Source organism: Pseudomonas tructae (assembly GCF_004214895.1).
Taxonomy (GTDB): Bacteria; Pseudomonadota; Gammaproteobacteria; order Pseudomonadales; family Pseudomonadaceae; genus Aquipseudomonas; species Aquipseudomonas tructae.
Genome location: NZ_CP035952.1, coordinates 3,800,676 through 3,823,960 on the forward strand (window position 1 = coordinate 3,800,676; position 23,285 = coordinate 3,823,960).

Annotated in this window: 23 protein-coding genes; 18 read left to right on the forward strand and 5 right to left on the reverse strand. The window is 62.8% G+C overall.

From position 1 onward, the window contains the following. Window positions 1-181: 181 nt before the first annotated feature. From fdnG to EXN22_RS17310, 5 genes are all read left to right on the forward strand, one after another. Complete coding sequence (gene fdnG / locus EXN22_RS17290) at window positions 182-3,232, forward strand: formate dehydrogenase-N subunit alpha (protein ID WP_130265214.1); 3,051 nt, start codon at window positions 182-184, stop codon at window positions 3,230-3,232. 11 nt (window positions 3,233-3,243) lie between these two features. Then, window positions 3,244-4,140, forward strand: coding sequence for a formate dehydrogenase subunit beta (fdxH, locus tag EXN22_RS17295; protein WP_130265215.1), 897 nt, complete (start codon window positions 3,244-3,246; stop codon window positions 4,138-4,140). Beyond that, on the forward strand, window positions 4,137-4,784 hold the full coding sequence (locus tag EXN22_RS17300) for a formate dehydrogenase subunit gamma (protein WP_130265216.1): 648 nt from the start codon (window positions 4,137-4,139) through the stop codon (window positions 4,782-4,784). The genes fdxH and EXN22_RS17300 overlap by 4 nt, the downstream gene beginning before the upstream one ends. Continuing rightward, on the forward strand, window positions 4,781-5,692 hold the full coding sequence (fdhE, locus tag EXN22_RS17305) for a formate dehydrogenase accessory protein FdhE (protein ID WP_130265217.1): 912 nt from the start codon (window positions 4,781-4,783) through the stop codon (window positions 5,690-5,692). The genes EXN22_RS17300 and fdhE overlap by 4 nt, the downstream gene beginning before the upstream one ends. A gap of 102 nt (window positions 5,693-5,794) precedes the next feature. Next, a complete protein-coding gene (locus EXN22_RS17310; RefSeq protein WP_130265218.1) occupies window positions 5,795-6,022 on the forward strand; it encodes a hypothetical protein in 228 nt (75 codons plus the stop codon). On the opposite strand, the gene EXN22_RS17315 is transcribed toward EXN22_RS17310, so the two are convergent. Together EXN22_RS17315 and EXN22_RS17320 are read right to left on the reverse strand one after the other, a co-directional pair. Further along, entirely contained in the window at window positions 6,023-6,673 is a 651-nt protein-coding gene (locus EXN22_RS17315; protein ID WP_130265219.1) for an RES family NAD+ phosphorylase, read from the reverse strand. Then, window positions 6,666-7,325, reverse strand: a complete 660-nt coding sequence (locus EXN22_RS17320; protein ID WP_130265220.1) for an antitoxin Xre/MbcA/ParS toxin-binding domain-containing protein — start codon at window positions 7,323-7,325, stop codon at window positions 6,666-6,668. Before EXN22_RS17320 ends, EXN22_RS17315 begins: the two co-directional genes overlap by 8 nt. Window positions 7,326-7,467: 142 nt before the next feature. On the opposite strand from EXN22_RS17320, the gene EXN22_RS17325 reads away from it, so the two are divergent. Beyond that, window positions 7,468-8,991, forward strand: coding sequence for an FAD-dependent oxidoreductase (locus EXN22_RS17325; RefSeq protein WP_130265221.1), 1,524 nt, complete (start codon window positions 7,468-7,470; stop codon window positions 8,989-8,991). A gap of 102 nt (window positions 8,992-9,093) precedes the next feature. After that, window positions 9,094-9,405: a hypothetical protein gene (locus EXN22_RS17330; protein ID WP_130265222.1), complete on the forward strand. Its 312-nt coding sequence runs from the start codon at window positions 9,094-9,096 to the stop codon at window positions 9,403-9,405. Between the two features lie 76 nt (window positions 9,406-9,481). Here the strand turns inward: EXN22_RS17330 and EXN22_RS17335 are convergent, their stop codons facing one another. Beyond that, window positions 9,482-10,663, reverse strand: coding sequence for a sugar transporter (locus EXN22_RS17335; protein ID WP_130265223.1), 1,182 nt, complete (start codon window positions 10,661-10,663; stop codon window positions 9,482-9,484). A gap of 226 nt (window positions 10,664-10,889) precedes the next feature. On the opposite strand from EXN22_RS17335, the gene EXN22_RS17340 reads away from it, so the two are divergent. From EXN22_RS17340 to EXN22_RS17370, 7 genes are all read left to right on the forward strand, one after another. Continuing rightward, window positions 10,890-11,462, forward strand: coding sequence for an NADAR family protein (locus EXN22_RS17340; protein WP_130265224.1), 573 nt, complete (start codon window positions 10,890-10,892; stop codon window positions 11,460-11,462). A 63-nt stretch (window positions 11,463-11,525) separates the two neighbouring features. Beyond that, window positions 11,526-11,750 (forward strand): hypothetical protein, encoded by a 225-nt coding sequence (locus tag EXN22_RS17345; protein ID WP_130265225.1) that lies wholly within the window; start codon window positions 11,526-11,528, stop codon window positions 11,748-11,750. Between the two features lie 19 nt (window positions 11,751-11,769). Then, window positions 11,770-13,269 (forward strand): glycolate oxidase subunit GlcD, encoded by a 1,500-nt coding sequence (glcD, locus tag EXN22_RS17350; protein ID WP_130265226.1) that lies wholly within the window; start codon window positions 11,770-11,772, stop codon window positions 13,267-13,269. Beyond that, complete coding sequence (gene glcE, locus EXN22_RS17355) at window positions 13,269-14,327, forward strand: glycolate oxidase subunit GlcE (RefSeq protein WP_130265227.1); 1,059 nt, start codon at window positions 13,269-13,271, stop codon at window positions 14,325-14,327. Before glcD ends, glcE begins: the two co-directional genes overlap by 1 nt. A gap of 3 nt (window positions 14,328-14,330) precedes the next feature. Continuing rightward, window positions 14,331-15,566, forward strand: coding sequence for a glycolate oxidase subunit GlcF (gene glcF, locus EXN22_RS17360; RefSeq protein WP_130265228.1), 1,236 nt, complete (start codon window positions 14,331-14,333; stop codon window positions 15,564-15,566). A 42-nt stretch (window positions 15,567-15,608) separates the two neighbouring features. Then, window positions 15,609-15,872 carry a PepSY domain-containing protein gene (locus tag EXN22_RS17365; protein WP_130265229.1) on the forward strand — a complete coding sequence of 88 codons (264 nt, stop codon included), beginning with the start codon at window positions 15,609-15,611 and terminating at the stop codon, window positions 15,870-15,872. Between the two features lies 1 nt (window position 15,873). Beyond that, window positions 15,874-16,401 carry a cytochrome b/b6 domain-containing protein gene (locus tag EXN22_RS17370; RefSeq protein WP_130265230.1) on the forward strand — a complete coding sequence of 176 codons (528 nt, stop codon included), beginning with the start codon at window positions 15,874-15,876 and terminating at the stop codon, window positions 16,399-16,401. Between the two features lie 52 nt (window positions 16,402-16,453). Here EXN22_RS17370 and EXN22_RS17375 read toward each other — a convergent pair whose 3' ends face one another. Continuing rightward, window positions 16,454-16,930 carry a copper chaperone PCu(A)C gene (locus EXN22_RS17375; protein WP_130265231.1) on the reverse strand — a complete coding sequence of 159 codons (477 nt, stop codon included), beginning with the start codon at window positions 16,928-16,930 and terminating at the stop codon, window positions 16,454-16,456. Further along, window positions 16,930-17,541 (reverse strand): SCO family protein, encoded by a 612-nt coding sequence (locus EXN22_RS17380; protein ID WP_130265232.1) that lies wholly within the window; start codon window positions 17,539-17,541, stop codon window positions 16,930-16,932. The genes EXN22_RS17375 and EXN22_RS17380 overlap by 1 nt, the downstream gene beginning before the upstream one ends. Window positions 17,542-17,879: 338 nt before the next feature. On the opposite strand from EXN22_RS17380, the gene EXN22_RS17385 reads away from it, so the two are divergent. The 4 genes from EXN22_RS17385 to EXN22_RS17400 all read left to right on the forward strand — a co-directional run bounded on the left by EXN22_RS17385 (window position 17,880) and on the right by EXN22_RS17400 (window position 22,889). Then, entirely contained in the window at window positions 17,880-19,823 is a 1,944-nt protein-coding gene (locus EXN22_RS17385; protein WP_130265233.1) for an autotransporter outer membrane beta-barrel domain-containing protein, read from the forward strand. 87 nt (window positions 19,824-19,910) lie between these two features. Then, window positions 19,911-20,525 (forward strand): START domain-containing protein, encoded by a 615-nt coding sequence (locus tag EXN22_RS17390; RefSeq protein WP_130265234.1) that lies wholly within the window; start codon window positions 19,911-19,913, stop codon window positions 20,523-20,525. A 331-nt stretch (window positions 20,526-20,856) separates the two neighbouring features. After that, window positions 20,857-22,620, forward strand: coding sequence for an S-type pyocin domain-containing protein (locus EXN22_RS17395; RefSeq protein ID WP_130265235.1), 1,764 nt, complete (start codon window positions 20,857-20,859; stop codon window positions 22,618-22,620). Then, on the forward strand, window positions 22,617-22,889 hold the full coding sequence (locus EXN22_RS17400) for a hypothetical protein (RefSeq protein WP_130265236.1): 273 nt from the start codon (window positions 22,617-22,619) through the stop codon (window positions 22,887-22,889). The genes EXN22_RS17395 and EXN22_RS17400 overlap by 4 nt, the downstream gene beginning before the upstream one ends. The last annotated feature ends 396 nt before the right edge of the window (window positions 22,890-23,285 follow it).

Consider the following 23,285-nt stretch of genomic DNA (forward strand, 5'->3'; position numbering starts at 1 on the left):
TAGTCCCACATTCCGTACGGGAATACACTAGCGCGCATAACGTGCGCTTAGAGCCCTGCCTCAGACAGGAGCCTGCGACACACCGTGCTTACCCACCCAGCCAACTGCGCTTGCGACGCCTTGTTGCCGGGCATGCCTATGCCTGCAGCTTTGTGCGGCCGACAAGAATGAGGAGATACCCATGGGACTTGGCAGACGACAGTTCTTCAAGCTCTGTACCGCCGGCGTCGCCACCGCCACCTGTGCAAGCCTGGGCTTTGCCCCCGGCGTGGCCCAGGCGACCCAGTCGCGCCAGTACAAGCTGCTGCGCGCCAAGGAAACCCGCAACAACTGCACCTATTGCTCGGTCGGTTGCGGGATTCTCATGTACAGCCTGGGCGACGGTGCCAAGAACGCCAAGGCGCGCATCTTCCATATCGAAGGCGACCCCGATCACCCGGTCAGCCGCGGCTCGCTGTGCCCCAAGGGCGCCGGCCTGGTCGACTACGTGCACAGTGAACAGCGCCTGCTCTACCCCGAGTACCGCGCGCCGGGCTCGGACACATGGCAGCGCATCAGTTGGGACCACGCCATCGAGCGCATCGCCCGCTTGATGAAGGATGACCGCGACGCCAACTTCATCGAGAAGAACGCCAAGGGCACCACGGTCAACCGCTGGCTCAGCACCGGCATGCTCTGCTCCTCGGCGGCCAGCAGCGAAACCGGCTCGCTCGACCAGCGCTTCACCCGCGCCCTGGGCATCCTCGGTACCGACAGCCAGGCGCGGGTCTGCCATGCGCCGACGGTTGCCGCGCTGGCGCCGACCTTTGGCCGTGGCGCCATGACCAACAACTGGGTCGACATCAAGAACGCCAACGTCGTGCTGATCATGGGCGGCAATCCCGCCGAAGCGCACCCGGTGGGCTTCAAGTGGGTGATCGAGGCGAAGATCCGCAACGGTGCCAAGGTCATCGTCGTCGACCCGCGCTTCAACCGCAGCGCCGCGGTGGCCGACATCTACTCGCCGATCCGCGCCGGCTCCGATGTGACCTTCCTGTTGGGCGTGGTCAACTACCTGATCAGCCACGACAAGATCCAGCACGAGTACGTGCGCCACTACACCAACGCCAGCCTGATCGTGCGCGAGGACTACCACTTCGACGACGGCCTGTTCAGCGGCTACGACGCGAAAAAACGCAGCTACGACCGCAGCTCCTGGAGCTACGAGCTCGACAGCAAGGGCTACGCCAAACGCGACCTGACGTTGCAGCACCCGCGCTGCGTGTGGAACCTGCTCAAGGCCCACGTCAGCCGCTACACCCCGGAGATGGTCACCAACGTCTGCGGCACGCCCAAGGATGACTTCCTCAATATTTGCGCGATCCTTGGCGAAACCAGCGCCCCGGACAAGACCGCGACCTTCCTCTACGCCCTGGGCTGGACCCACCACACCAACGGCGCACAGATGATCCGCGGCTCGGGGATGATCCAGCTGCTGCTGGGCAACATCGGCATGGCCGGTGGCGGGGTCAACGCCCTGCGCGGCCACTCCAACATCCAGGGCTACACCGACCTGGGCCTGTTGTCGCTGCGCCTGCCCGGCTACATGAACCTGCCGTCCGACGAGCAGACCACCCTGGCCAGCTACCTCAAGCAGACCACGCCGACAGCGCTGCTCGAAGATCAGGTCAACTACTACAAGCACACGCCAAAATTCTTCGTCAGCCTGATGAAAAGCCTGTGGGGCGACAAGGCCACCAAGGACAACGACTGGGGCTTCGACTGGCTGCCCAAGTGGGACGACAGCTACGACGTGCTCAACTACAGCAACCGCATGTACGAGGGCAAGGTCAACGGCTACATCGCCCAGGGCTTCAACCCGGTGGCGGCCTTCCCCGACAAGAACAAGGCCCAGGCGGCGCTGGCCAAACTCAAGTTCCTGGTGATCATCGACCCGCTGGCCACCGAGACCTCGAGCTTCTGGCAGAACCACGGCGAGCAGCACGATGTCGACACCGCCGCGATCCAGACCGAAGTGTTCCGCCTGCCCTCCTCGTGCTTTGCCGAAGAAGACGGCTCGATCGTCAACTCCGGGCGCTGGCTGCAATGGCACTGGGCCGGTGCCGCGCCGCCCGGCGAGGCCTGGCACGACGGCAAGATCCTCGGCCACCTGTTCCTGAAAATCCGCGAGCTGTACGAAAAGGAAGGCGGCGCCAACCCGGCACCGATCCTCAACATGGCCTGGGACTATGCCGACCCGCTGGACCCCAAGCCCGAAGAAGTGGCCAAGGAATCCAACGGCCGCGCCCTCGCCGACCTGCACGACGAACAAGGCAAACTGATCCTGCGCAAGGGCCAGTTGCTCAACGACTTCTCGCAACTGCGCGACGACGGCAGCACCCAGTGCTTCAACTGGATCTTCGCCGGTTCCTGGACCGAACAAGGCAACCAGATGGCCCGTCGCGACAACGCCGACAGCGGCCTGGGCTGCACCCCGGGCTGGGCCTGGGCCTGGCCGCAGAACCGGCGCATCCTCTACAACCGCGCATCAGCCGACCCGCAGGGCCAGCCGTGGGACCCCAAACGCAAGCTGATCGGCTGGGACGGCGAACGCTGGAGCGGCGTCGATGTGCCCGACTTTGCCGTCAGCGCCGCCCCCGGCGGCAAGGTCAACCCGTTCATCATGCTGCCTGAAGGCCTGGGCCGGCTGTTCTCGGTGGGCGCGATGAACGACGGGCCGTTCCCCGAGCACTACGAGCCGACCGAAAGCCCGCTGACAAGCAACCCGCTGCACCCGAACGTGACCTACAGCCCGACCGCACGGCTGTACGAAAACGACCGCCAGCGCATGGGTAAACGCGAAGAGTTCCCCTACGTGGCGACCACCTACTCGATCACCGAACTATTCCGCCACTGGACCAAGCACGCGCGCCTGAACGCCATCGTCCAGCCCGAGCAGTTCGTCGAGGTCGGCGAGAAGCTGGCGGCCGACAAGGGCATCGTCCAGGGCGATATGGTCAAGGTCAGCACCAAGCGTGGCTACATCAAGGCCAAGGCCGTGGTGACCAAGCGCATCCGTCGCCTGGCGGTCGATGGCCAGGACGTCGACACCATCGGTATCCCCTGCCACTGGGGTTATGAAGGCAGCACGCGCAAGGGCTTTCTGGCCAACACCCTGACCCCGGGCATCGGCGAGTCGAACACCCATACGCCGGAGTACAAGGCGTTTCTCGTGAACATTGAAAAGGTCTGAGGGCGAACACCATGTCCATGCAATCCCAAGACATCGTCCGCCGCTCGGCCACCAACGTGCTGACCCCGGCGCCACACACCCGCGATCACCAGGCCGAAGTGGCCAAGCTGATCGACGTGAGCATCTGCATCGGCTGCAAGGCCTGCCAGGTGGCCTGCAACGAATGGAACGACCTGCGCGATGAAGTCGGCCACAACGTCGGCGTGTACGACAACCCGGCCGACCTGTCGGCCGAAACCTGGACGCTGATGCGTTTTGATGAAGTCGAAGACGAAAGCGGCAAGCTCCAATGGCTGATCCGCAAGGACGGCTGCATGCACTGCGCCGACCCCGGCTGCCTGAAAGCCTGCCCGCAACCGGGGGCGATCATCCAGTACGCCAACGGTATCGTCGACTTTCAGTCCGAGCACTGCATCGGTTGCGGCTACTGCATCGCCGGCTGCCCGTTCGATGTGCCGCGCATCAGCCAGAAAGACAACAAGGCCTACAAGTGCACGCTGTGCGTCGACCGGGTTTCGGTCGGCCAGGAGCCGGCCTGCGTCAAGACCTGCCCGACCGGAGCGATCAACTTCGGCAGCAAAGAGGACATGCTGCACCAGGCCGGCGAACGGGTCAGCGAACTGCAGGGCCGCGGCTTTGCCGGTGCCGGCATCTATGACCCGCAAGGCGTGGGCGGTACCCACGTGGTCTACGTGCTGCAGCACGCCGACAAGCCGCAGCTGTACCACAAGCTGCCCACCGACCCGCGCATCAGCAACGCCATCCAGGGCTGGAAAGGCTGGATGAAACCGGTGGCCGCGGCGGCGTTCTTCGCCACCCTGGCCGGCACCCTGTTCCACTACATCGGCGTCGGCCCCAACGAGGTCGACGAACAGGATGAGAAGCTCGAAGAGGATACCCACGCATGAACAAGGACAAACTGATCCTGCGCACGCGTTTCATCGAACGCGCCAGCCACTGGTTCATGGTGATCTGCTTCTTCGCCGTGGCGCTGTCGGGGCTGTCGTGGTTCTTCCCCTCGCTCAACGGCCTTAACGCGGTGTTCGGCACCCCGCAGCTGGCGCGCATCCTTCATCCGTTTTTCGGTGTGCTGGTGTTTTTGCTGCTGATGTTCCTGTTCGTGCGCTTCGTGCGCTACAACCTGCCCGAGCGCGAAGACCTGCAGTGGTTCAAGAACCTCAAACAGGTGCTGGCCGGCGAGCATGAACCGGCGCTGAACATCGGCAAGTACAACGCCGGTCAGAAGATCCTGTTCTGGGGCATCATGGGCCTGATCAGCCTGCTGCTGCTCAGCGGCGTGGTGATCTGGCGGCCGTACTTCGCCCCGCTGTTCAGCATCCCGACCATCCGTATCGGCCTGCTGGTACACGCGCTGGCCGGCATCAGCCTGATCCTGCTGATCATCGGCCATGCGTACCTGGCGTTCTGGGTCAAAGGCTCGATTCGCGGCATGGTCACCGGCTACGTCAGCCGCCGTTGGGCCAAGACCCACCACGACCGCTGGTACCGCCAACTCAACAGCAAGCAAAGCAAAGCCGGGAGCGACAAATGAGCAGCATCCAGATGACCCCGGTGCAGACGCCCAGCGGCGGCGTCAACGAGATCGTCGCGGTGCTGCTGCCGTCGCTCAAGGACCGCTACCGCAAACGTGCGACGCGTCTGCGCCAGCTGGCCGATGGGCATGCCATGGGCGATTACCTGGGCTTTTGTGCCAGCATCGCTGATGCCCAGCAGCAACTGCTGGCCACGCTGCCGCTGCCTGAGGCACTGGCAGCCGGACTGGCCGCGCGCCTGAACGAAGGCCGGCCACCGCTGGCGAGCGCCGAGTACCCGCGCGACGGTTACTGGCAGCAGCTGCTGAGCGCCTTGATCGATGCGCTTTACAGCAACGCCAACCCGACCGTGCGCAGCACCCTGGACACCTTGCGCGGCTACTCGGCGGCGCAGCTGGAAGTACTGGCCAGTGCCCTGCTCGCCGCTGACTATGAGCAGGTCGACAGCGGCCAGGCGCTATTCCTCTGGAGCGCGCTGGCGTTGTATTTCACCCAACTGGCCAATGCCCTGCCCGCCTCGGCCAGGGCCGGCCTGGGCGAGCAACGCCAGCATTGCCCGGTGTGCGCCAGCGCGCCGGTGGCCAGCGTGATCATGACCGGCGCCCAGGCCGGGCTGCGTTACCTGCATTGCGGCCTGTGCGAAAGCCGCTGGCACATGGTTCGGGTAAAATGCAGCAACTGCGAAGCCACCGGCGCCCTGGACTACTGGTCGCTGGAACGGCAGGATGCGCCGATAAAGGCCGAGAGCTGCAACGACTGTCACAGCTACCTGAAAGTGTTGTACCCGGAAAAGGACCGCGACCAGGACGTACTGGCCGATGACCTGGCTTCCCTGGCGCTGGACGCCGAGGTGGAGCGCGAGGGGTATGGGCGCAGTGCTGTCAGTCCGTTTCTGTTTCCTGGCTGATAAACCTGATCGCGGGGCAAGCCTGCTCCCACAGGATCTGCACAATCCCTGTAGGAGCGGGCTTGCCCCGCGATAAAGCCCCCATACCAATACGGAACCCCCATGGGCATCAAGAAATCCTCCGCCGAACTCAAACGCGACCTGAAAAGCGTCGCCAGCAACCTGGAACGCACCGCCGGTGAAATCAGCAAACTGGCCGAACGCATCGACGGCGTCGACGTGGTCGCCGTGTTGCACCTGATGAATCGCCTGTACAAGGACTCCGACAAACTCAAAGCCTACGCCGACGAGATCAAGGGCGGGCGCATCGTGCGCGGCAAAGCCGAGTAATCAGCCCATGCGCCCGGCAACCAGCAGCACCCCGATCTGCTCGGCCAGGTGCAGCAGCTCGGCATAAGCGCCGCTGTCGTGCAGCACGCTGCGCGACTGGCCCTGGGGCCTGAACATTGTGCCCGTCAGTCGATCGCCAAACAGCATCATTGCCCGTGCGCTGTCATCCTGTCGTGACGTCCAGCACAGGCCCTGTACCTCAGGGTTCTGCCGGTAAATCGCCTCGGCCCACAGGCGGGTCTGCGGGTACTGGTCCTTCTCGGTATCGATCAACTGGTTGCGCGGCACCCCGAGCTTGCGCAACGCCTTGCTGCCCAGGTCCACCAGCAGCAGGTCCTGTGCACTGAGCAGCACCGAGTGCAACTGCCCGTGCAATTTGAGCGTGTCGTAGGTCTTGAGGCCAGCGGCAAAAGGCACGTCGTGGAACACTGTTTCCAGCGCCGCACAGTCAAAGCTGGTGCCACCGTACAAGGTCGGGATCGGCTGGCCGCGGGCATCCCTGATCGGGCTGAAACGGGCATTGCCCTTGAGCCCGGGGTTGAACTGGCCGGGGCCGTACTGATCCAGGTGAACACGGTGGATCGGCGTAGCCCTGGCCCAGCTCAGGGTCGATAACTGCAGCACACCGGCAGGCGCCGGTGTATCAACCATGGGCGACGCCCTGCAGTTCGTCTTCGGCGGCGGCCAGCACCTGCTCCGGCGCGCTGCCGAGCAGATCGAGCGGGCGCTTGCCGCCCAGCAAACCATTGGCCGACATGAACCAGTAAGCCAGGCCCCAGCTGTCCTTGGCCTCGGCAAAGCGCGCCAGCACCGGCGCCATGGCCTTGAGCGGCCGGTAACCGGCATCCAGGCCGTACGCCGGGAAGTAATCGACACCATGGTGACGCAGGGCGAAGATCGCCCCTTCGCGCTTCCACTTGTTCGGTTGGGCGCTGGGGTTGCTTGGGCTGAAGCCTGCCAGCCCGGCAATCTGTGCGGCGGTCAACCAGTCGCCGCTCTGCAGCACCGCCGTACGCGCCTGGGCCAGCATCGCTGCCTCCTTGAGCGCATTGGGTGTTGGCGGCGCCTTGGGTACCAGGGCTTCGACGATGGACTCAAGGGCTTGCTGCTGTTGCCGGCCCATCAGGCTTTTGACGAAACCGGCAACGCTGGCGAAGGTTGCGGCAATGGCATCGACCTCACCCGGGCTGGCATCGGCCAGGGCAACCGCCACCACCTGCTCGGCCTGTTGGCGGCTCTGGCGCTTGCGCACATCCTTGGGCGAACCGGCCAGGGCCAGACGCGGATCGGAAGCACGGCGCATACAACCCCCTTTCGATTAGATCGGATATCTATAATTTATAGTAATCCAGATAATCCATGAGCACCAGCCACGTGCCGACGACTGACTAGCAAAACCTGCCAGTGCTCTTACACTTGCCTTGAGTGGCTGAGGAGCACCTGCGATGAACCGCTGTGACGTGCTGATTATCGGCGCCGGCCCCACCGGGCTGGTACTGGCCCTGTGGTTGAGCAAGCTGGGCATCAAGGTACGTATCGTCGACAAGACCGCCGCCCCCGGCACTACCTCGCGGGCCCTGGCGGTGCAGGCGCGAACCCTGGAGCTGTATCGCCAGCTGGACCTGACCGAGGCGATTCTCGAGCAGGGCCACCAAGTGCCGGCGGCCAATTTGTGGGTCAAGGGCGAAGCCGCCGCGCGCCTGCCGTTCAGCGCCATTGGCAGCGACCTTACGCCCTATCCGTTTTTACACATCTACCCGCAGGACCAGCACGAGCAACTGCTGATCGAACGTCTGCAGCGCTTTGGCGTTGAGGTCGAACGGCAAACCGAGCTGCTGGGTCTGAGCCAGGACGCCGAAGGTGTCACGGCCCGCCTGCGCGATGCCGATGGTGTCGAACAAGTGTGCGAAGCCGACTACCTGGGCGGTTGCGACGGCGCCCGTTCGACGGTGCGCAAGGCCCTGGGCATTGGCTTTCCGGGCGGCACCTACGAGCAGGTGTTCTATGTCGCCGATGTCGACGGCGCGGGGCCGGCGTTCAATGGCGAATTGCATGTGGACCTCGACGAGGCGGACTTTCTCGCCGTGTTCCCGCTGGCGGGCAATGGCCGCGCGCGGTTGATCGGAACCGTGCGCGACGAACGGGCCGAACACCCGGAGCATTTGAGTTTCGAGGATGTCAGCCGCCGCGCCATGGAGCACCTGAAGGTCGAGGTCACCCGGGTCAATTGGTTCTCCACCTACCGCGTCCACCACCGCGTGGCCGAGCAGTTCAGCCGCGGCCGCGTCTTGCTGCTGGGTGACGCCGCCCACGTGCACAGCCCGGCCGGTGGCCAGGGCATGAACACCGGCATCGGCGACGCCATCAACCTGGCCTGGAAACTGGCGGCGGTGTTGCAGGGGGCGGCCACCCAGACCTTGCTCGACACCTATGAAATCGAGCGTAGCGCCTTCGCCCGGCGCCTGGTGTCGACCACCGACCAGGTGTTCAACTTCGTCACCGCCGATGGCCGCCTGGCGACCCTGGTGCGCACACGGGTAGCGCCGCTGTTGATCCCGCGGGTGGCCGCGTTCAAGGCCGCGCGCGAGTTACTGTTTCGCACCGTCTCGCAAATCACCCTGAACTACCGCGACATGCCCTTGAGCGTCGGCTGCGCCGGCCAGGTGCACGGTGGCGAGCGCATGCCCTGGGTCAGCGACGGCGGCCACGACAACTACGCGGGGCTGGCGCGCCTGTGCTGGCAGGTACAGGTCTACGGCGCGGCCAGCGGCAGCCTGGTGGCCTGGTGTGCCGAACGCGGCATGCCGCTGGAAGTCTTCGAATGGTGCGACGCCCATGCAAGGTCAGGCCTGCAACTCGACGGCGTGTACTTGTTGCGGCCGGACAGCTACGTCGCCCTGGCCCAGGTCGGTGCCGGGCCGCAGGTGCTGGAAGACTACTTCAGCGCACGCGGGATGCGCGGGTACTAGCCTGATTGTGCGAGAATTGTGCCTGGAATGTCTGGTCTGCCAAGGAATAGCATCATCACTACCCCTGCCCCTGTATCTGCCCCACAACTCGAGTACCGCCGCGTGGCGTTCCTCAATATCTACATCAATGACTTGAGCATCTATGTCGGCGCGCCCCTGATGGCGCTGACGGTGTTCGACTGGATGCCCAAAAGCATTACCGCCACCTGCATACTGGTGATTCTCGGCCTGTGCTTTCTGAGCTTCCCATTGGCGATGCTGGTGCGCTGCCCGCTGTGCAACGCGGCGATGCTGCACCTGTACAAGGACGAACCCGGCACCGCACTGTCACGCCGGGTCGGCTTCAGTGAAGTGCGCAGGCTCAAGAAGGTGCGTTGCCTGAAGTGCGACGGGCTGTTGAAGATTCGCGATTGATCGTAGGGCCTCATCGCGGGGCAAGCCCGCTCCCACAGGGCTGGTGAAAAACTGTGAGAGCGGGCTTGCCCCGCGATCACGCCACCTCGGCCCGGGCGAAACGGTAGCTGGTCACCGCGCACAGCAGCAACCCGGCCAGGGCCAGCGAGCCACCGACAAAGCCGATGTTGCCCAGGCCCATGTGCACACTGACCAGGCTGCCGATCAACGCCCCGGCGCCAATGCCGATGTTGTAGATGCCGGAAAACATGGCCATGGCCACGTCGGTGGCATCCGAGGCCAGGATCAGCACTCTGGATTGCAGCGCCAGGCTGAAGCACATGATCGCAACGCCCCAGAACACGCTCAAGCTGCCGAGCAGGCGGAAGTCGCCGGACAACGGCAGCAACAGCAGCAGACAGGCCGCCAGCATGGCGATCGCACCCATCAGAAAACCCTGGGGGAAGCGCTCGCTGTAACGGCTGAACAGCACCGAACCAAAAACTCCGGCACCGCCAAACAGCAACAGCAGCACCGTGGTCATCTGACCGCCGATCTGCGCCACATTCAGCGCGAACGGCTCGATGTAGCTGTAGGCGGTAAACTGCGCGGCAATCACCAGCGCCACCAGCACGTACACGGTCACCAGCGCCGGACGCTTGAACAATACCGGCACGCTGCGCAGCGAGCCGGAGTTCTGGCTGGGCAACAGCGGCAAGGATTTGACCAGGCACAGCAAGGTCGCCAACGCCACCCCGGCAATCGCCAGGAAGGTGGTGCGCCAGCCCAGGGCCTCGCCGACCACCCGCCCCAGGGGAATGCCCATGACCATCGCCAGGGTGGTGCCGGTCGCCAGCAAGCCCAGGGCCTTGGCCTGTTGCCCCGGCGGCGCCACGCGTACCGCCAGCGAGGCAGTGATGGCCCAGAACACCGCATGGGCCAGGGCGATGCCGATACGGCTGACCAACAGCATGGCGAAGCTCTGCGCCACCCACGAGAGCAGATGGCTGAGGATGAACAGGGCAAAGACGATGATCAGCAACTTGCGCCGCTCGATATTGCGCGTCAGCAACATCATCGGCAGCGAGGCCAGGGCCACCACCCAGGCATAGATGGTCAGCATCAGCCCGACCTGGGCGGTGGACATCTCGAAACTGCGGCCGATGTCGCTGAGCAGCGCCACCGGGACGAATTCAGTGGTGTTGAAAATGAACGCCGCCAGGGCCAGGGCGATGACACTCAGCCAACTGCCGGTTCGCGCATCCACGGATGTATTCATGAGTAAAGCCTTGCTCCGAGTCGTTTGCGGTTGCCGGGAACGAAAAACGCGCCCAGCGCCAGGCACTCCTGCCGGTCGGGCCTGAGTGAAGCGTGTGCGCTGAGGAAGAGTTATAAGTCTGCGGGGTATCGCTTGCTGGCAAGGATAGTACGTCAGCACCGAGGCTGTCACAACCGCGCAGGCCTGGAGTACCATGGCGCGATTCGTTCATGGAAGATTCCCCGCTATGTCTCTACCTTCCCAGGCTTTGGCCAATATCCTCGACAACGCCAGCCTGATCGCCGCTATCGAGCAGGGCCATGCGCCCGCCTACCTGTACTTCTGGGGCCATCGGCAAAAGGTCGACGGCACGCCGGATAAAAGCTGCTTCAGCCAATGGTTCGAAGCCGGCTTCACCGAACAGGGCAGCCACTACCCCAGCGCCGAGCACTACATGATGGCCGGCAAGGCGCGGCTGTTCGACGACCAGGCAACCCTTGCGAAGATCCTCGCCGCCGCCACGCCCGCCGAGGCCAAGAAGCTTGGCCGCGAAGTCGCCGGTTACGATGACGCGGCCTGGGTGGCCGAGCGCTCGGCCATTGTCGAGCAGGCCAACCTGCTCAAGTTCGAGCAGAACCCGGGGCTGCGCAAGTTTCTGCTGTCCACCGAGGGCCAGGTGCTGGTCGAAGCCAGCCCGGTGGACCGCATCTGGGGCATCGGCCTGGACGCCAAGGCGCCGCAGGCGGCCGACCCGCGCCAGTGGCAGGGCCTGAACCTGCTGGGCTACGCCCTGATGTGCGTGCGCGAGCGCCTGGCCTGAGGCGCCCGCGCAGGAATTTCCTGCGCTGCTACACTCTTATTCGCGCAGATGGAGGATTCCCTCATGTCCGATAAAGAGATCACCACAGCCCTTAACCTGATCAACCAGCGTCAGGCCCGCCTCGCTTCGGCGTGCAAGGAGATTGCCGACTGGATCGATCGCCAGGGTGACGTGCCGGTGGCCGGCAAGATCCGCGACACGCTCAAGGCGGTCGAGGCCGACGATCAGCTGGTCAGAAAGACGCTCACCTCCCTGAGCATCGAACGCCCTCTGCCGCGCTTCCGCTAAGCCGGCGGCCTGGGGCGGGATGAGTATCCTCTACGACGAACGCGTCGACGGCGCCCTGCCCCCGGTGCAAAAGCAGGCACTGTTGCAAGCCTTGCAGGCTCAGTTGCCAGGCCTGGACATCCTTCACAGCGAAGAAGACCTCAAGCCCTACGAATGCGACGGCCTCTCGGCCTACCGTTCAACGCCCATGCTGGTGCTGTTGCCGCACACCCTCGAGCAGGTCCAGGGCATCCTCGCCCTGTGTCATGCCCGCCAGGTGCCGGTAGTGGCCCGCGGCGCCGGCACCGGCCTCTCGGGTGGCGCCTTGCCACTGGAGCAAGGCGTGCTGCTGGTGATGGCGCGCTTCAACAAGATCCTCGCGATTGACCCGGCGGCCCGCACCGCCCGGGTCCAGCCGGGGGTGCGCAACCTGGCGATTTCCCAGGCCGCCGCAGCCTACGGCCTGTACTACGCACCCGACCCATCGTCACAGATCGCCTGCTCGATTGGGGGCAACGTCGCCGAAAACGCCGGTGGCGTGCATTGCCTGAAGTACGGCCTGACCGTGCACAACCTGCTCAAGGTCGAGGTGCTTACCATCGAAGGTGAATCCCTGACCCTCGGCGCCGACAGCCTCGATGCCCCGGGTTTCGACTTGCTGGCGCTGTTCACCGGCTCCGAGGGCCTGCTTGGGATCATCACTGAAGTCACGGTCAAACTGCTGCCCAAGCCCCAGGTGGCCAAGGTCCTGCTGGCGGCCTTCGACTCGGTAACCAAGGCCGGCCGTGCGGTGGGCGATATCATCGCGGCCGGGATCATCCCCGGCGGCCTGGAGATGATGGACAACCTGGCGATCCGCGCCGCCGAAGACTTCATCCATGCCGGCTACCCGGTGGAAGCCGAAGCGATCCTTTTGTGTGAACTCGATGGTGTCGAAGCCGACGTGCACGACGACTGCCAGCGGGTCCGCGCCCTGCTCGAACAGGCCGGCGCCACGCAAGTGCGCGAGGCCCGTGACGAGGTGGAGCGGGTGAAGTTCTGGGCCGGGCGCAAGAACGCCTTCCCGGCGGTGGGACGGATTTCTGCCGACTATTACTGCATGGACGGCACCATCCCGCGTCGCGAACTGCCGCGGGTGTTGCAGCACATCGCCGCGCTGTCGCGCAAGTATGACCTGCGGGTGGCCAATGTCTTTCATGCCGGCGACGGCAATATGCACCCGCTGATCCTCTTCGACGCCAACCAGCCCGGTGAGCTTGCGCGGGCCGAAGCCTTTGGCGGCGAAATCCTCGAACTGTGCGTGAGCGTCGGCGGCAGCATCACTGGCGAGCATGGCGTGGGCCGGGAGAAAATCAACCAGATGTGCGTGCAGTTCAACAGCGACGAGCTGACCCTGTTCCACGCCGTCAAGGCGGCCTTCGACCCCCAAGGCCTGCTCAATCCCGGCAAGAACATCCCGACCCTGCACCGCTGCGCCGAGTTCGGCGCCATGCATGTGCACGCAGGGCAACTGCCCTTCCCTGAACTGGAGCGTTTCTGATGTCCGCTGGCCACGATCACGATGCCAGCCAGGCGCTGCTCGAACAGGTCAACCAGGCCCGCGCCGAAGGCAGTCCGGTGCAGATTCGTGGTGGCGCCAGCAAGGCCTTTCTCGGCCGCCCGGTAGTAGGAGCCGAGCTCGATACCCGGGCGCACCGGGGCATCGTCAACTATGACCCGAGCGAACTGGTCATCACCGCCCGCGCCGGTACGCCACTGAGCGAACTGTCGGCAGCCCTTGAGGCCGCCGGGCAGATGCTGCCCTGCGAGCCGCCGCACAGCGACGACGGCGCCACCCTCGGCGGCATGGTCGCTGCCGGTTTGTCCGGGCCACGCCGGCCCTGGGCCGGCTCGGTGCGCGACTATGTGCTCGGCACCCGGGTGATCAGCGGCCTGGGCCTGCACCTGCGCTTTGGCGGCGAGGTGATGAAGAACGTCGCCGGCTACGACCTGTCGCGCTTGATGGCCGGCAGTTTCGGTTGCCTGGGGCTGATCACCGAGGTGTCGCTCAAAGTGCTGCCCATACCGCGCTGCGCAGCACACCTGGCCCTGCACATCGACCCGCAACAAGCGTTGCAGAGACTGGCGCAATGGGGCCAGCAAGGGCTGCCGATCAGCGCCGCCTGCCATGACGGCAGCGCATTGCGCCTGCGCCTGGAGGGCGGTGAAGGTTCGGTCAAGGCCGCCCGCGAGCGACTTGGCGGGGAGCCCTTCCAGGCCAGCTGGTGGCAAGACTTGAACGACCGCCGCTTGGCTTTTTTCGCAGGCGCCACCCCGCTTTGGCGCTTGTCGCTGCCCAACCACCGGCCGCTGCTGGAGCTGCCCGGCGAGCAGCTGCTGGACTGGGCCGGTGCCCAGCGCTGGCTCAGGTCCCAGGCCCCGGCTGAAACCATTCGCGCCGCCGTCAAGCACCTGGGCGGCCATGCCACCTGCTACAGCGCCAACGACACGCCGTTCCAGGCGCTGCCTGCGGCCTTGCTGCGCTATCACCAGCAACTCAAGCAGCGCCTTGACCCGCAACGGATCTTCAACCCCGGGCGGATGTACGCGGAGATTTGAGCCATGCAGACCACCCTCAGCGATGCCGCCAAACGCCTGCCCCGCGCCGAAGAGGCCGAAAGCATCCTGCGCAGTTGCGTGCACTGTGGCTTTTGCAATGCCACCTGCCCGACCTACCAATTGCTCGGCGATGAGCTGGACGGCCCGCGCGGGCGCATCTACCTGATCAAGCAGGTGCTCGAAGGCCAGCCGGCCAGCGCCAAGACCCAGCTGCACCTGGACCGCTGCCTGGCCTGCCGCAACTGCGAAACCACCTGCCCGTCCGGGGTCGATTACCACAACCTGCTGGACATCGGCCGCGCCGTGGTCGACCAGGCCGTGCCCCGCCCGCCCCTGCAACAGGCCTTGCGCAGCGGCCTGCGCCAACTGGCCGGGCATCCGGCGACCTTCAAGCGCCTGGTACAACTGGGGCGCCGCGTCGACAACCTGATGCCAGCACCACTCAAGGCCAAGCTGCCGCGTGGCACGGTTGAGGCACAACCACGCCCGCCCGTGCGCCATGCACGACGCGTGCTGCTGCTCGAAGGCTGCGTGCAGCCAGGCTTGTCGCCCAACACCAACGCCGCCACGGCGCGGGTCCTCGATCGCCTGGGCATCAGCGTCACCCCGGCGCCCCGGGCGGGCTGCTGTGGCGCGCTCGATTACCACCTGGATGCCCAAGCCACCGGCCTTGAGCGCGCCCGGCGCACTATCGACGCCTGGTGGCCCGCCATCGAGGCCGGTGCCGAAGCGGTGGTGCAGACCGCCAGCGGCTGCGGCGCCTTCGTCAAGGAATACGCCAAACTGCTGCAGAGCGATGCACAGTACGCCGCCAAAGCCCGGCGGGTCAGCGAGCTGGCCAGGGACCTGGTCGAGGTCATCGGCGCCGAGCCCCTGGAGCCGTTGGCCTGTCACAGCAGCCAGGTGCTGGCGGTGCATTGCCCCTGTAGCTTGCAGCACGCACAGAAGCTGGGCGGCAGCCTTGAAGCCCTGCTCCGGCGCCTGGGCTTCAACCTCAGCCAGGTGCCCGATGGCCACCTGTGCTGCGGCTCGGCGGGCACCTATTCACTGACCCAGCCGGCGCTGGCCCGGCAGTTGCGCGACAACAAGCTCGACGCCCTGGAAAGCGGCCAGCCGGACCTGATCGTCACCGCCAACATCGGCTGCCAGGCCCACCTCGACGGCGCCGGGCGCACGCCCGTGCGGCACTGGATCGAGCTGCTGGACCAGGCGCTAGCGAAGTCGCCAAGCCTGGCATAAGCTCAATCGGCCAGACCCTGTTCGACAACCCGAGGACTCGTCATGCGCACTCTTGTGCTTGTCTCACTGCTCGTCATCAGCCCCGCCGTGCTGGCCAAGACTGAATGCAGCACCGCCGAAAAGAACCAATGGCAGGACCAGAACAACTTTCAGGAAGAACTGAAAAAGCAGGGCTATGAAATCAAGAAGTTCAAGGTCACCGATGGCAACTGCTACGAGATCTATGGCAAGAACAAGGAAGGCAAGAAGGTCGAGATCTACTTCGATCCGGTCACCGGCAAAAAGGTGAAAGAAGAGATCGACTAAGGTGCGCAGCGAGAGCCTGCGCCTGTGGGACCCAGTGGTGCGCTGGTGCCACTGGTCGCTGGTGGTGGCCTTTGTCGGCGGCTATTTTTTCACTGAAGAAGGCGATGGCTGGCACCGCTGGCTGGGCTACTACGGCCTGGCCATCGTACTGCTGCGTAGCCTGTGGGGGTTTATCGGTACCGGCGCGGCGCGCTGGGCGCACTTCTGGCCGACGCCAACGCGGCTGAAGTGGCACCTGCAGGCGTTACTCAAGGGTGAAGACTATCACCGCCTGGGGCACTCGCCGTTGGGTGCGCTGGTGATGGTGCTGATGTTGCTGCTCATGGCCGGCCTTGGGGTCAGCGGCTTCATGATGGAAGAGATCTACTACTTCTGGGGTGAGGACGGGCTGCGCGATGTCCATGAATTCATGGCCGATGCACTGTTTGCCCTGGTGTGCCTGCACCTTGGTGCGGCGCTGTTCGAGAGCTGGCGGCTGAAGGAGAATTTGCCGCTGTCGATGGTCACTGGCAGGCGGCGTCGGCGGTGAGGCTATCGCGGGGCAAGCCCGCTCCTACAGTGGGCTTGTCCCGCGATACCGATCAATGCATATGCTGGTGATCATGCCCCTGGGCTTGAGCATTCAGCGCCCGCACCGGTGCGCTCACTTCGATGGTCTGCTTGAGGCCCTTGGCATCCTCGACCACCAGGGTCAGCGGCACTTGCTCGCCTTCCTTGAGCTGCTGGTTCAACCCCATGAGCATCACGTGATAGCCATTGGGATCAAGGCTGACGGCCTTGCCGGCAGGCAGCGCAACGCTGTCGACTTCGCCCATTTTCATCACGTCGTTTTCCATGGACATCTCGTGCAACTGCACAGTCTTGGCCACCGGCGAGGCGACGCTGAGCAGCTTGCTGTCGGTGCTGGCGGTGAGTGTCATGAAGGCACCGCTGGACTGCTGCTGTGGCACAGTGGCGCGCGCCCAGGCGTCGCTCACGGTGGTTTCGGCTACGGCCGGCAAGGCCAGGCCGATCAGGGCCAGCGCGGCCAGGGTACGTTTGACAGGGTTGCGAAGCATTAACACACCTCCATGACAGTGAGCAGGTCTTCTGCGCACTCTTTTGCATTGAGCGAATGGGACAGGCCCAGGCGCAACTGGCCGCGGGAATCGAAGACGTAGCTGGTCGAGGTGTGCGAGATGGTATAGGTATCGCCGGCTGGCACCTTCTCGTAGAACACCCCGAACTCCCGGGCGGCTGCCGCGGTTTCTTCAAGGGTACCGGACAACGCCACGAACGACGGGTCGAAGGCCTTGACGTAGGCGTCGAGCACCTCGGGGGTATCGCGCTCGGGGTCGAGGCTGATGAACACCACCTGCAAGAAGCCTGCGTCGCGGCCCATCAGCTTCTTGATCTGCGCCGCACGCGCCAGGGCAGTCGGGCACACCGCCGGGCACTGGGTGAAACCGAAGAACACCATCGGCATCGAACCCCAGAAACTCGACAGGGTACGGACGTTGCCTTGAGGGTCCTTGAGCTTGAATGAACGGCCGAGGATCTTGTTGCTCATGTCCTTGCCGTACTTGAAGTCCAGCGCGCCACCGGAACGGGGGTCGCAACCTGCAAGGGCGCCGAGGCCCAGCAGGCTGATCCCGGCAACAACCTGGCGCCGGGTCAGTAAATCAGTCATGTAACCATCCTTTTGGGAAGGTGCCAGCCCCTGGAAAGAGGGCATGTCGAGAAACCTTCGCATTTTGTCACGGCGGTGGACGCAGGTTCCAGCGCCCAGCGCCCCGTACGTCTGTATCCCAGTGTTTACGGGGTGCGGCCTGTTGTCGCAGGTGATGACAGGAAACCATTCTCACAGAGGCAATACAAAACCTGTGGGAGCGGGCTTGCCCCGCGATGAGGCCCGTCCAGCCCTACACTAATTTCCGACATAATCCACAAAACGGTACACATCCTGCTTGCTGCGAGCCGGCGCATCCCGTGATGCGCTTTTCGTAACGACACATAAGGAAAAGTGCCGTGTTCAAACCGTTAGCAGTCGCTGTAAGCCTGGGTTGTGCAATGTTGTCATCCGGCGCCAGCGCCTATGAATATGGGGAGTATGCCGGGCAAACCCTGGACCGGCTGATCAACGACTACCCCGGGCGTTACCGTGGTACCGCAAGCTTCGAAGGTGCTACCGCCCTGATGCAATCGCAGCTGGGCTTTGGCTACCAGACCCGCCGCCAGGACTTCACCTGGGCCGGCAACCGCAGTTCGCAAAACGTCATCGCATCAGCCCCCGGCCAGAACAGCAGCTATGTGGTGCTCGGCGCCCACTACGACACCTACTTCGGGCGCCCGACCCTGCAAGGCCTGGACGACAACGCCTCGGGCGCGGCGGTACTCACCGAGATCGCCCGCAACCTGGGCGGCGTGGCCCTGGAGAACGGCCTGGAAGTGGTCGGTTTTGGTGCCGAAGAAGAAGGCCTGCGCGGTTCGCGTGCCTATGTCGCGGCCTTGAGCGACAGCCAGCGCGCCAACCTGCTGGGCATGATCAACCTCGACAGCCTGATCACCGGCGACAAGATGTACGCCCACGCCGCCAGCACCAGCGTCGCCAACCCGGCCCTGGGTGCCTACCGCGACCAGCTGCTGCGCATCGCCAGCGAGATGAACATCGCGCTGTTCACCAACCCCGGCCTCAATGCCGAGTACCCGGCCGGCACCGGCTGCTGCAGCGACGGCGACAGCTTCAAGAACCTCAACGTGCCAGTGCTGTTCATCGAGGCGACCAACTGGGAGCTGGGCGATCTGGACGGCTACGAGCAGACCGCCAACCCGGCGATCCCCGGCGGCTCGACCTGGCACGACCCGGCCGAAGACAACCAGCAGGTACTGACCAACGCCCTGGGCCAGGAACGCATCGACCAGCGCCTGCGCGATTTCTCGCGGCTGCTGACCCGCCTGGTACTGGAGCTGACCAACGCCGACCTGCTCGCCTCCACCGCCTCCGGCGGGGCCATGGCGCGGCAGATGGAAGACCAGCTGCAACGCCAGCACCAGGCCCTGACCCGCCTGCATGATCGCCGCTGGCTGAGCCTGCTGGATGCTTCACGGGCAGTGGGCAGCGTTGAGGGTGAAGTGGCAGTGGAAGGCGAAGTTTCGCCGGACAGCGGCTTCGATGCCCCGGGCAACCCGGAGTCGAAACGCGTGGGTGTCTATGGCGTCGCCGATTACCGCCTCAATGAGGCCCTGAGCCTTGGCGCCAGCTTGAGCTTTCAACGCAGCCGCGACAGCCTCGACCACGGCGGACGCATCGAAGGCGATGCCTGGCAGGCCGGCCTGTTTGCCCTGCTCAACGACGGCGGCCCGCAATGGCTGGCCGGCGAGCTGAGTGCCGGGCATACCCGCTTCGACACCCAGCGTTCGGTGTACATCCAGGCCAGCAATGGCCCGGTGCTGCTCGACCAACGCCTGTCCGGCGACACCTCGGCGTGGTTCTGGGGCGCCCGGGTCGACGGCGGTTACGACTTCAGCTTCGGCGCCTTGAAGACCGGCCCGGTGGCGGGCCTGGACTACATGCACTACCGCATCGACGACTTCGACGAAGACGCCAACCTGCGCACCGCCCTGGGCTATGAGCAACAGAACTACGACGCCCTCGAAGCCAGCCTGGGCTGGCGCTTGCACGGCACTGTCGGCCTGGGTGCGAAGATGGCCCTGCAACCCTACGCCAGCGTGCGCTGGGTCCGCGAACTGGCCGATGGCCGCCTGGATGAGATCGACCTGACCAGCCAGGCCGACGGCCGCGTGCGGGTGGCGGACATGGGCAGTGTCGACAAGGACTTTGGCCGGGCGCAACTGGGCGCGCAGTTGATGTTCACCGAGCAGTTGGGCGTGTTTGCCGAGGTCAACAGCCGCTTCGCCCACAGCGAGGGCAACCAGGCCGGCTACTCGCTGGGCGTGCAGTGGCAGTTCTGACCTGCTAGGCGCAAGCGCCCAGGGCCAGTCCAGGTGTGAAACCAGGCACTATGCTTCTGAACATTGCCCACCCGCTGGAGCCTGTTCATGAGCTTTCGCCTTGTTTTGTGCCTGTGGCTGGCCATCGCCACCTGCGCCAGCGCGGCCGAACCGTGGCACCTGGCCCAGGATGAAGACGGCATCAAGGTCTACCTCAGCGCGGTGCCGGGTTCACCCTACCAGCAGTTTCGCGGCGTCGCCCTGATCAAGGCCAGCGTCTCCACCTTGAGCGACCTGCAGGAAAACCTGCGGGTCGCCTGCAAATGGCTGTATGGCTGCGCCGACATGCGCCTGCTCAAGGTCGAGGGCGAGCGCACCTGGGTCTACCTGACCACCGCCCTGCCCTGGCCGGCCAGCACCCGCGACATGGTGATCCTGGTACACAGCGAACGCCGCGACGACGGCAGCCTGGTGCGCCGGCTCAAGGCGGTGCCGGGCATGGTCGAGCACGTGCCGGGGCAGATCCGCGTGCGCCAGCTCAAGGGCCTGTGGACCTTTGTGCCCAAGGGCGAACAACTCACCGAAGTGACCTACGAACTGCAGGCCGACCCTGCCGGCGATATTCCCTCGTGGCTGGCCAACCAGTTCGTCCTTGATGCGCCCACCGTGTCGTTGCGCACCTTGCGTGCGGTGGCTGAGCGCCAGGGTGGGGCGGGGCCCTGAAACAGGATAAACAGGGGCGACGAGAGGTTTTTAACATCCAGAGACGATGGGGGTGAACACCCTGCTATTAGCCCATAACCAGTGGAGTCTATTGTGAGTATTTCCGCGTTACACCATGCACAGTCAATTACGAAGAGTTCTTAAAGCCTCTTTACCAACAGAAATTACCCGGCACATATTTCCGAGCATAACCTCAAGAAACCTAACCCTTCCATGTCAACGCCAGCGAAAAACCCTGACAACAATAAACACTTGAACCAAATTTATCTACACAGATACTTATGGCACTTGTCTTTGCTGCACAAAAGCAATTTATTGCACGGAGCGCCTTATGCCAGAACCCACTACCCGTCCAGCCATCCCTGTAAAATCTGACTCTCCACCTATACCTCCCAGAGAGACTTCAGCCTACACATTCAGTATCGAAGACATACTTTTCTGGGAGGACACTATTCCACCGATAAATCTGCCATACAATATCGACAATATAAAAGCCTCGCCCAACGCCTATAACGAACTGGTAACCATCGCTATTTCGGCAAGAATCCAACTGGAAGAATTTTTTTCAAACGCCATACCCAACATCCGGCTAGAACTAGAAAAATATATAGCCTCAGCCACTTCCAACATGCAGCCTGGTACGTTGCAAGGCGCACTAGAAATAAAATCAGCTATCAATGAAATTTGGCTAAAGGCAAGACTGAGCAAAAGCTGGAGTGAATCAGGTAATTTCTACGGCGTAGATGCCCTATCACTGGACACGGTTGAAGGTGCGCATCTTTTCGCAGCCTATGTGGATGCATTGGATGGGCCACATACCGGCATGACAAAAATTTACTATGCGAATTTCATCAGGTCGTTGACTGCCGACCATGTCAAACGACTGCTTATCGAAGCAATGACTATTCTGGAAGAGGCCTCAGCGATCACAGATATTTCAATCTTCATCGCCCAAGCCACTACACCAGGTTGGGGCAGTACTTTCAAAGTACCCATTGAACGCGACATACGGCTGGGAAGTATCGCAGGTGCGATCAGTATAGCACCCGCGAACAACCTGACAATTTATAGTGCAATCCAAAATGGCATAGCGCTTTTAAAAGGGTTAGGGGAATCAATTTTAAGTCGCGCTACTGCGGTTGGCATCGGTGCCTTGATCTATTCGCCCGCTCTTGGTAACGGTGAGCGCTACCCTCAAACGCTGCTGAGCATGCCTGCTGGAGCTCTACTTCCACAGCTACCACCCAATCTTCATGAAGCTGCGGTGACGGCAGGAACCGTTGAGCTTCCCTACCGTATCTACGGAGACCACAATGAGTACAAAATCACAGCCACTCCGACAGCGGGAGTCGTTTCGGCCAAGGTACCGGTGAGGATGCTGGTGCTGGATTCGAAAACCAACAGTTACAACTTTACTTCCAGCGACACACTGCCCATTAATCTTAGTTTTCCCATTACCCGTCCGACAAACAACTCGACGGCCTTTCCCGCCCAGCCCGCTGAAGTTCCGAGGTACACGGGCATCACCCTCACCCCGTTACTCATACAGCCTGAAACTTTACCCGCCGCTGAGTTACCAGATTTTAGAGATTGCATTTACTGTTTCCCCGTCGAAAGCGGACTACCACCGATCTACGTTGTGTTCAACACCCCCTACAAAGGAGCGAACACCAAGGGAAAATACAGTGGTCGACTCTATGACCCTGCTAACGCTGGCGGCCCCACGTTAAGCCTAGATTGGACCCGCGCGCAGATCACACAAGGCGGCATTGAATTGGTCAAATTGCACACAGGACGTTTTGGTGCTTCAGATGCGAACACAACTATGGTAAAACGTCTAGAACGCATCTTGCGGGGCGAGTTGAAAACTACACCTATCGACCAACGCTTTTACACACACGAGATCAGAGAGCTTGAACGATACAGAGCCCTAGGCATTGCAGATGGCGCCACTCCAGAAGACAAGGATACCGTATGGAATAACGCTCATACCGCAACCTTGGAAGACTTCAAACTTAAGGATGCCTTCGACTTATTTTACACACCTGAAGCCATCGAAGCCGACGACAAGCAGACACAGCGAGAAACACTATGACTACTATTAATGACATCATCAAAAATGAGTCCCCAACAGACGTCATACTCTTTTTAACTCGAAACAACACAGGCATTTCCTTCCAACGACTTGATGGGCTCTACAACAGAAGCAACTGGCCCCATATCTCCAACAACCTCAACTTGCTTATGCTCATCAAGGAAATGAAAGAAAAGAAACTAATCAAGGATGCCGGACCATTACTGGTTCAAGGGCCGCAGTGGTACGAACCTGATTTCGTGTCAAAAAACAAATACACCTTCGACTGAGCCATCATAACAAATCAGTTGTGAGCCAGGTGATGGCCTGCAAGTAAACATCATCACCCACACTTCAAAACCTACAATTTTTCAACTGCGAAATATCGCTACTTTAGGCGAAATCGACACCTCAGTTGAAGGATGCACAACTTATCGTGTGAGGATCAAGATCGCGCATACATCATCCGCAGGCTGGATAGTCGAGGAAAGTGCGTGTTGACTCGGCACGGACAGGCCCCAGCCTGCCTGCTCCTTCACCTGGCCAAAGCTATCTCTGGTGTGTCCCAGCCCTCGCCTTTATCGATAAAAATCGGCTATCTGATCAAGCACCGACCAATCTGTCTATTTTAATAGACACTCAACATCAGACATAGAATCATAAAATACGGATTTTTCGATAAAAAA

Excerpts from the sequence above, each read along its gene's own strand:
- fdnG (WP_130265214.1), top strand. The coding sequence starts at position 182 with ATGGGACTTGGCAGACGACAGTTCTTCAAGCTCTGTACCGCCGGCGTC.
- fdxH (WP_130265215.1), top strand. The coding sequence starts at position 3,244 with ATGTCCATGCAATCCCAAGACATCGTCCGCCGCTCGGCCACCAACGTG.
- EXN22_RS17300 (WP_130265216.1), top strand. The coding sequence starts at position 4,137 with ATGAACAAGGACAAACTGATCCTGCGCACGCGTTTCATCGAACGCGCC.
- fdhE (WP_130265217.1), top strand. The coding sequence starts at position 4,781 with ATGAGCAGCATCCAGATGACCCCGGTGCAGACGCCCAGCGGCGGCGTC.
- EXN22_RS17310 (WP_130265218.1), top strand. The coding sequence starts at position 5,795 with ATGGGCATCAAGAAATCCTCCGCCGAACTCAAACGCGACCTGAAAAGC.
- EXN22_RS17315 (WP_130265219.1), bottom strand. The coding sequence starts at position 6,673 with ATGGTTGATACACCGGCGCCTGCCGGTGTGCTGCAGTTATCGACCCTG.
- EXN22_RS17320 (WP_130265220.1), bottom strand. The coding sequence starts at position 7,325 with ATGCGCCGTGCTTCCGATCCGCGTCTGGCCCTGGCCGGTTCGCCCAAG.
- EXN22_RS17325 (WP_130265221.1), top strand. The coding sequence starts at position 7,468 with ATGAACCGCTGTGACGTGCTGATTATCGGCGCCGGCCCCACCGGGCTG.
- EXN22_RS17335 (WP_130265223.1), bottom strand. The coding sequence starts at position 10,663 with ATGAATACATCCGTGGATGCGCGAACCGGCAGTTGGCTGAGTGTCATC.
- EXN22_RS17340 (WP_130265224.1), top strand. The coding sequence starts at position 10,890 with ATGTCTCTACCTTCCCAGGCTTTGGCCAATATCCTCGACAACGCCAGC.
- EXN22_RS17345 (WP_130265225.1), top strand. The coding sequence starts at position 11,526 with ATGTCCGATAAAGAGATCACCACAGCCCTTAACCTGATCAACCAGCGT.
- glcD (WP_130265226.1), top strand. The coding sequence starts at position 11,770 with ATGAGTATCCTCTACGACGAACGCGTCGACGGCGCCCTGCCCCCGGTG.
- glcE (WP_130265227.1), top strand. The coding sequence starts at position 13,269 with ATGTCCGCTGGCCACGATCACGATGCCAGCCAGGCGCTGCTCGAACAG.
- glcF (WP_130265228.1), top strand. The coding sequence starts at position 14,331 with ATGCAGACCACCCTCAGCGATGCCGCCAAACGCCTGCCCCGCGCCGAA.
- EXN22_RS17365 (WP_130265229.1), top strand. The coding sequence starts at position 15,609 with ATGCGCACTCTTGTGCTTGTCTCACTGCTCGTCATCAGCCCCGCCGTG.
- EXN22_RS17375 (WP_130265231.1), bottom strand. The coding sequence starts at position 16,930 with ATGCTTCGCAACCCTGTCAAACGTACCCTGGCCGCGCTGGCCCTGATC.
- EXN22_RS17380 (WP_130265232.1), bottom strand. The coding sequence starts at position 17,541 with ATGACTGATTTACTGACCCGGCGCCAGGTTGTTGCCGGGATCAGCCTG.
- EXN22_RS17390 (WP_130265234.1), top strand. The coding sequence starts at position 19,911 with ATGAGCTTTCGCCTTGTTTTGTGCCTGTGGCTGGCCATCGCCACCTGC.
- EXN22_RS17395 (WP_130265235.1), top strand. The coding sequence starts at position 20,857 with ATGCCAGAACCCACTACCCGTCCAGCCATCCCTGTAAAATCTGACTCT.
- EXN22_RS17400 (WP_130265236.1), top strand. The coding sequence starts at position 22,617 with ATGACTACTATTAATGACATCATCAAAAATGAGTCCCCAACAGACGTC.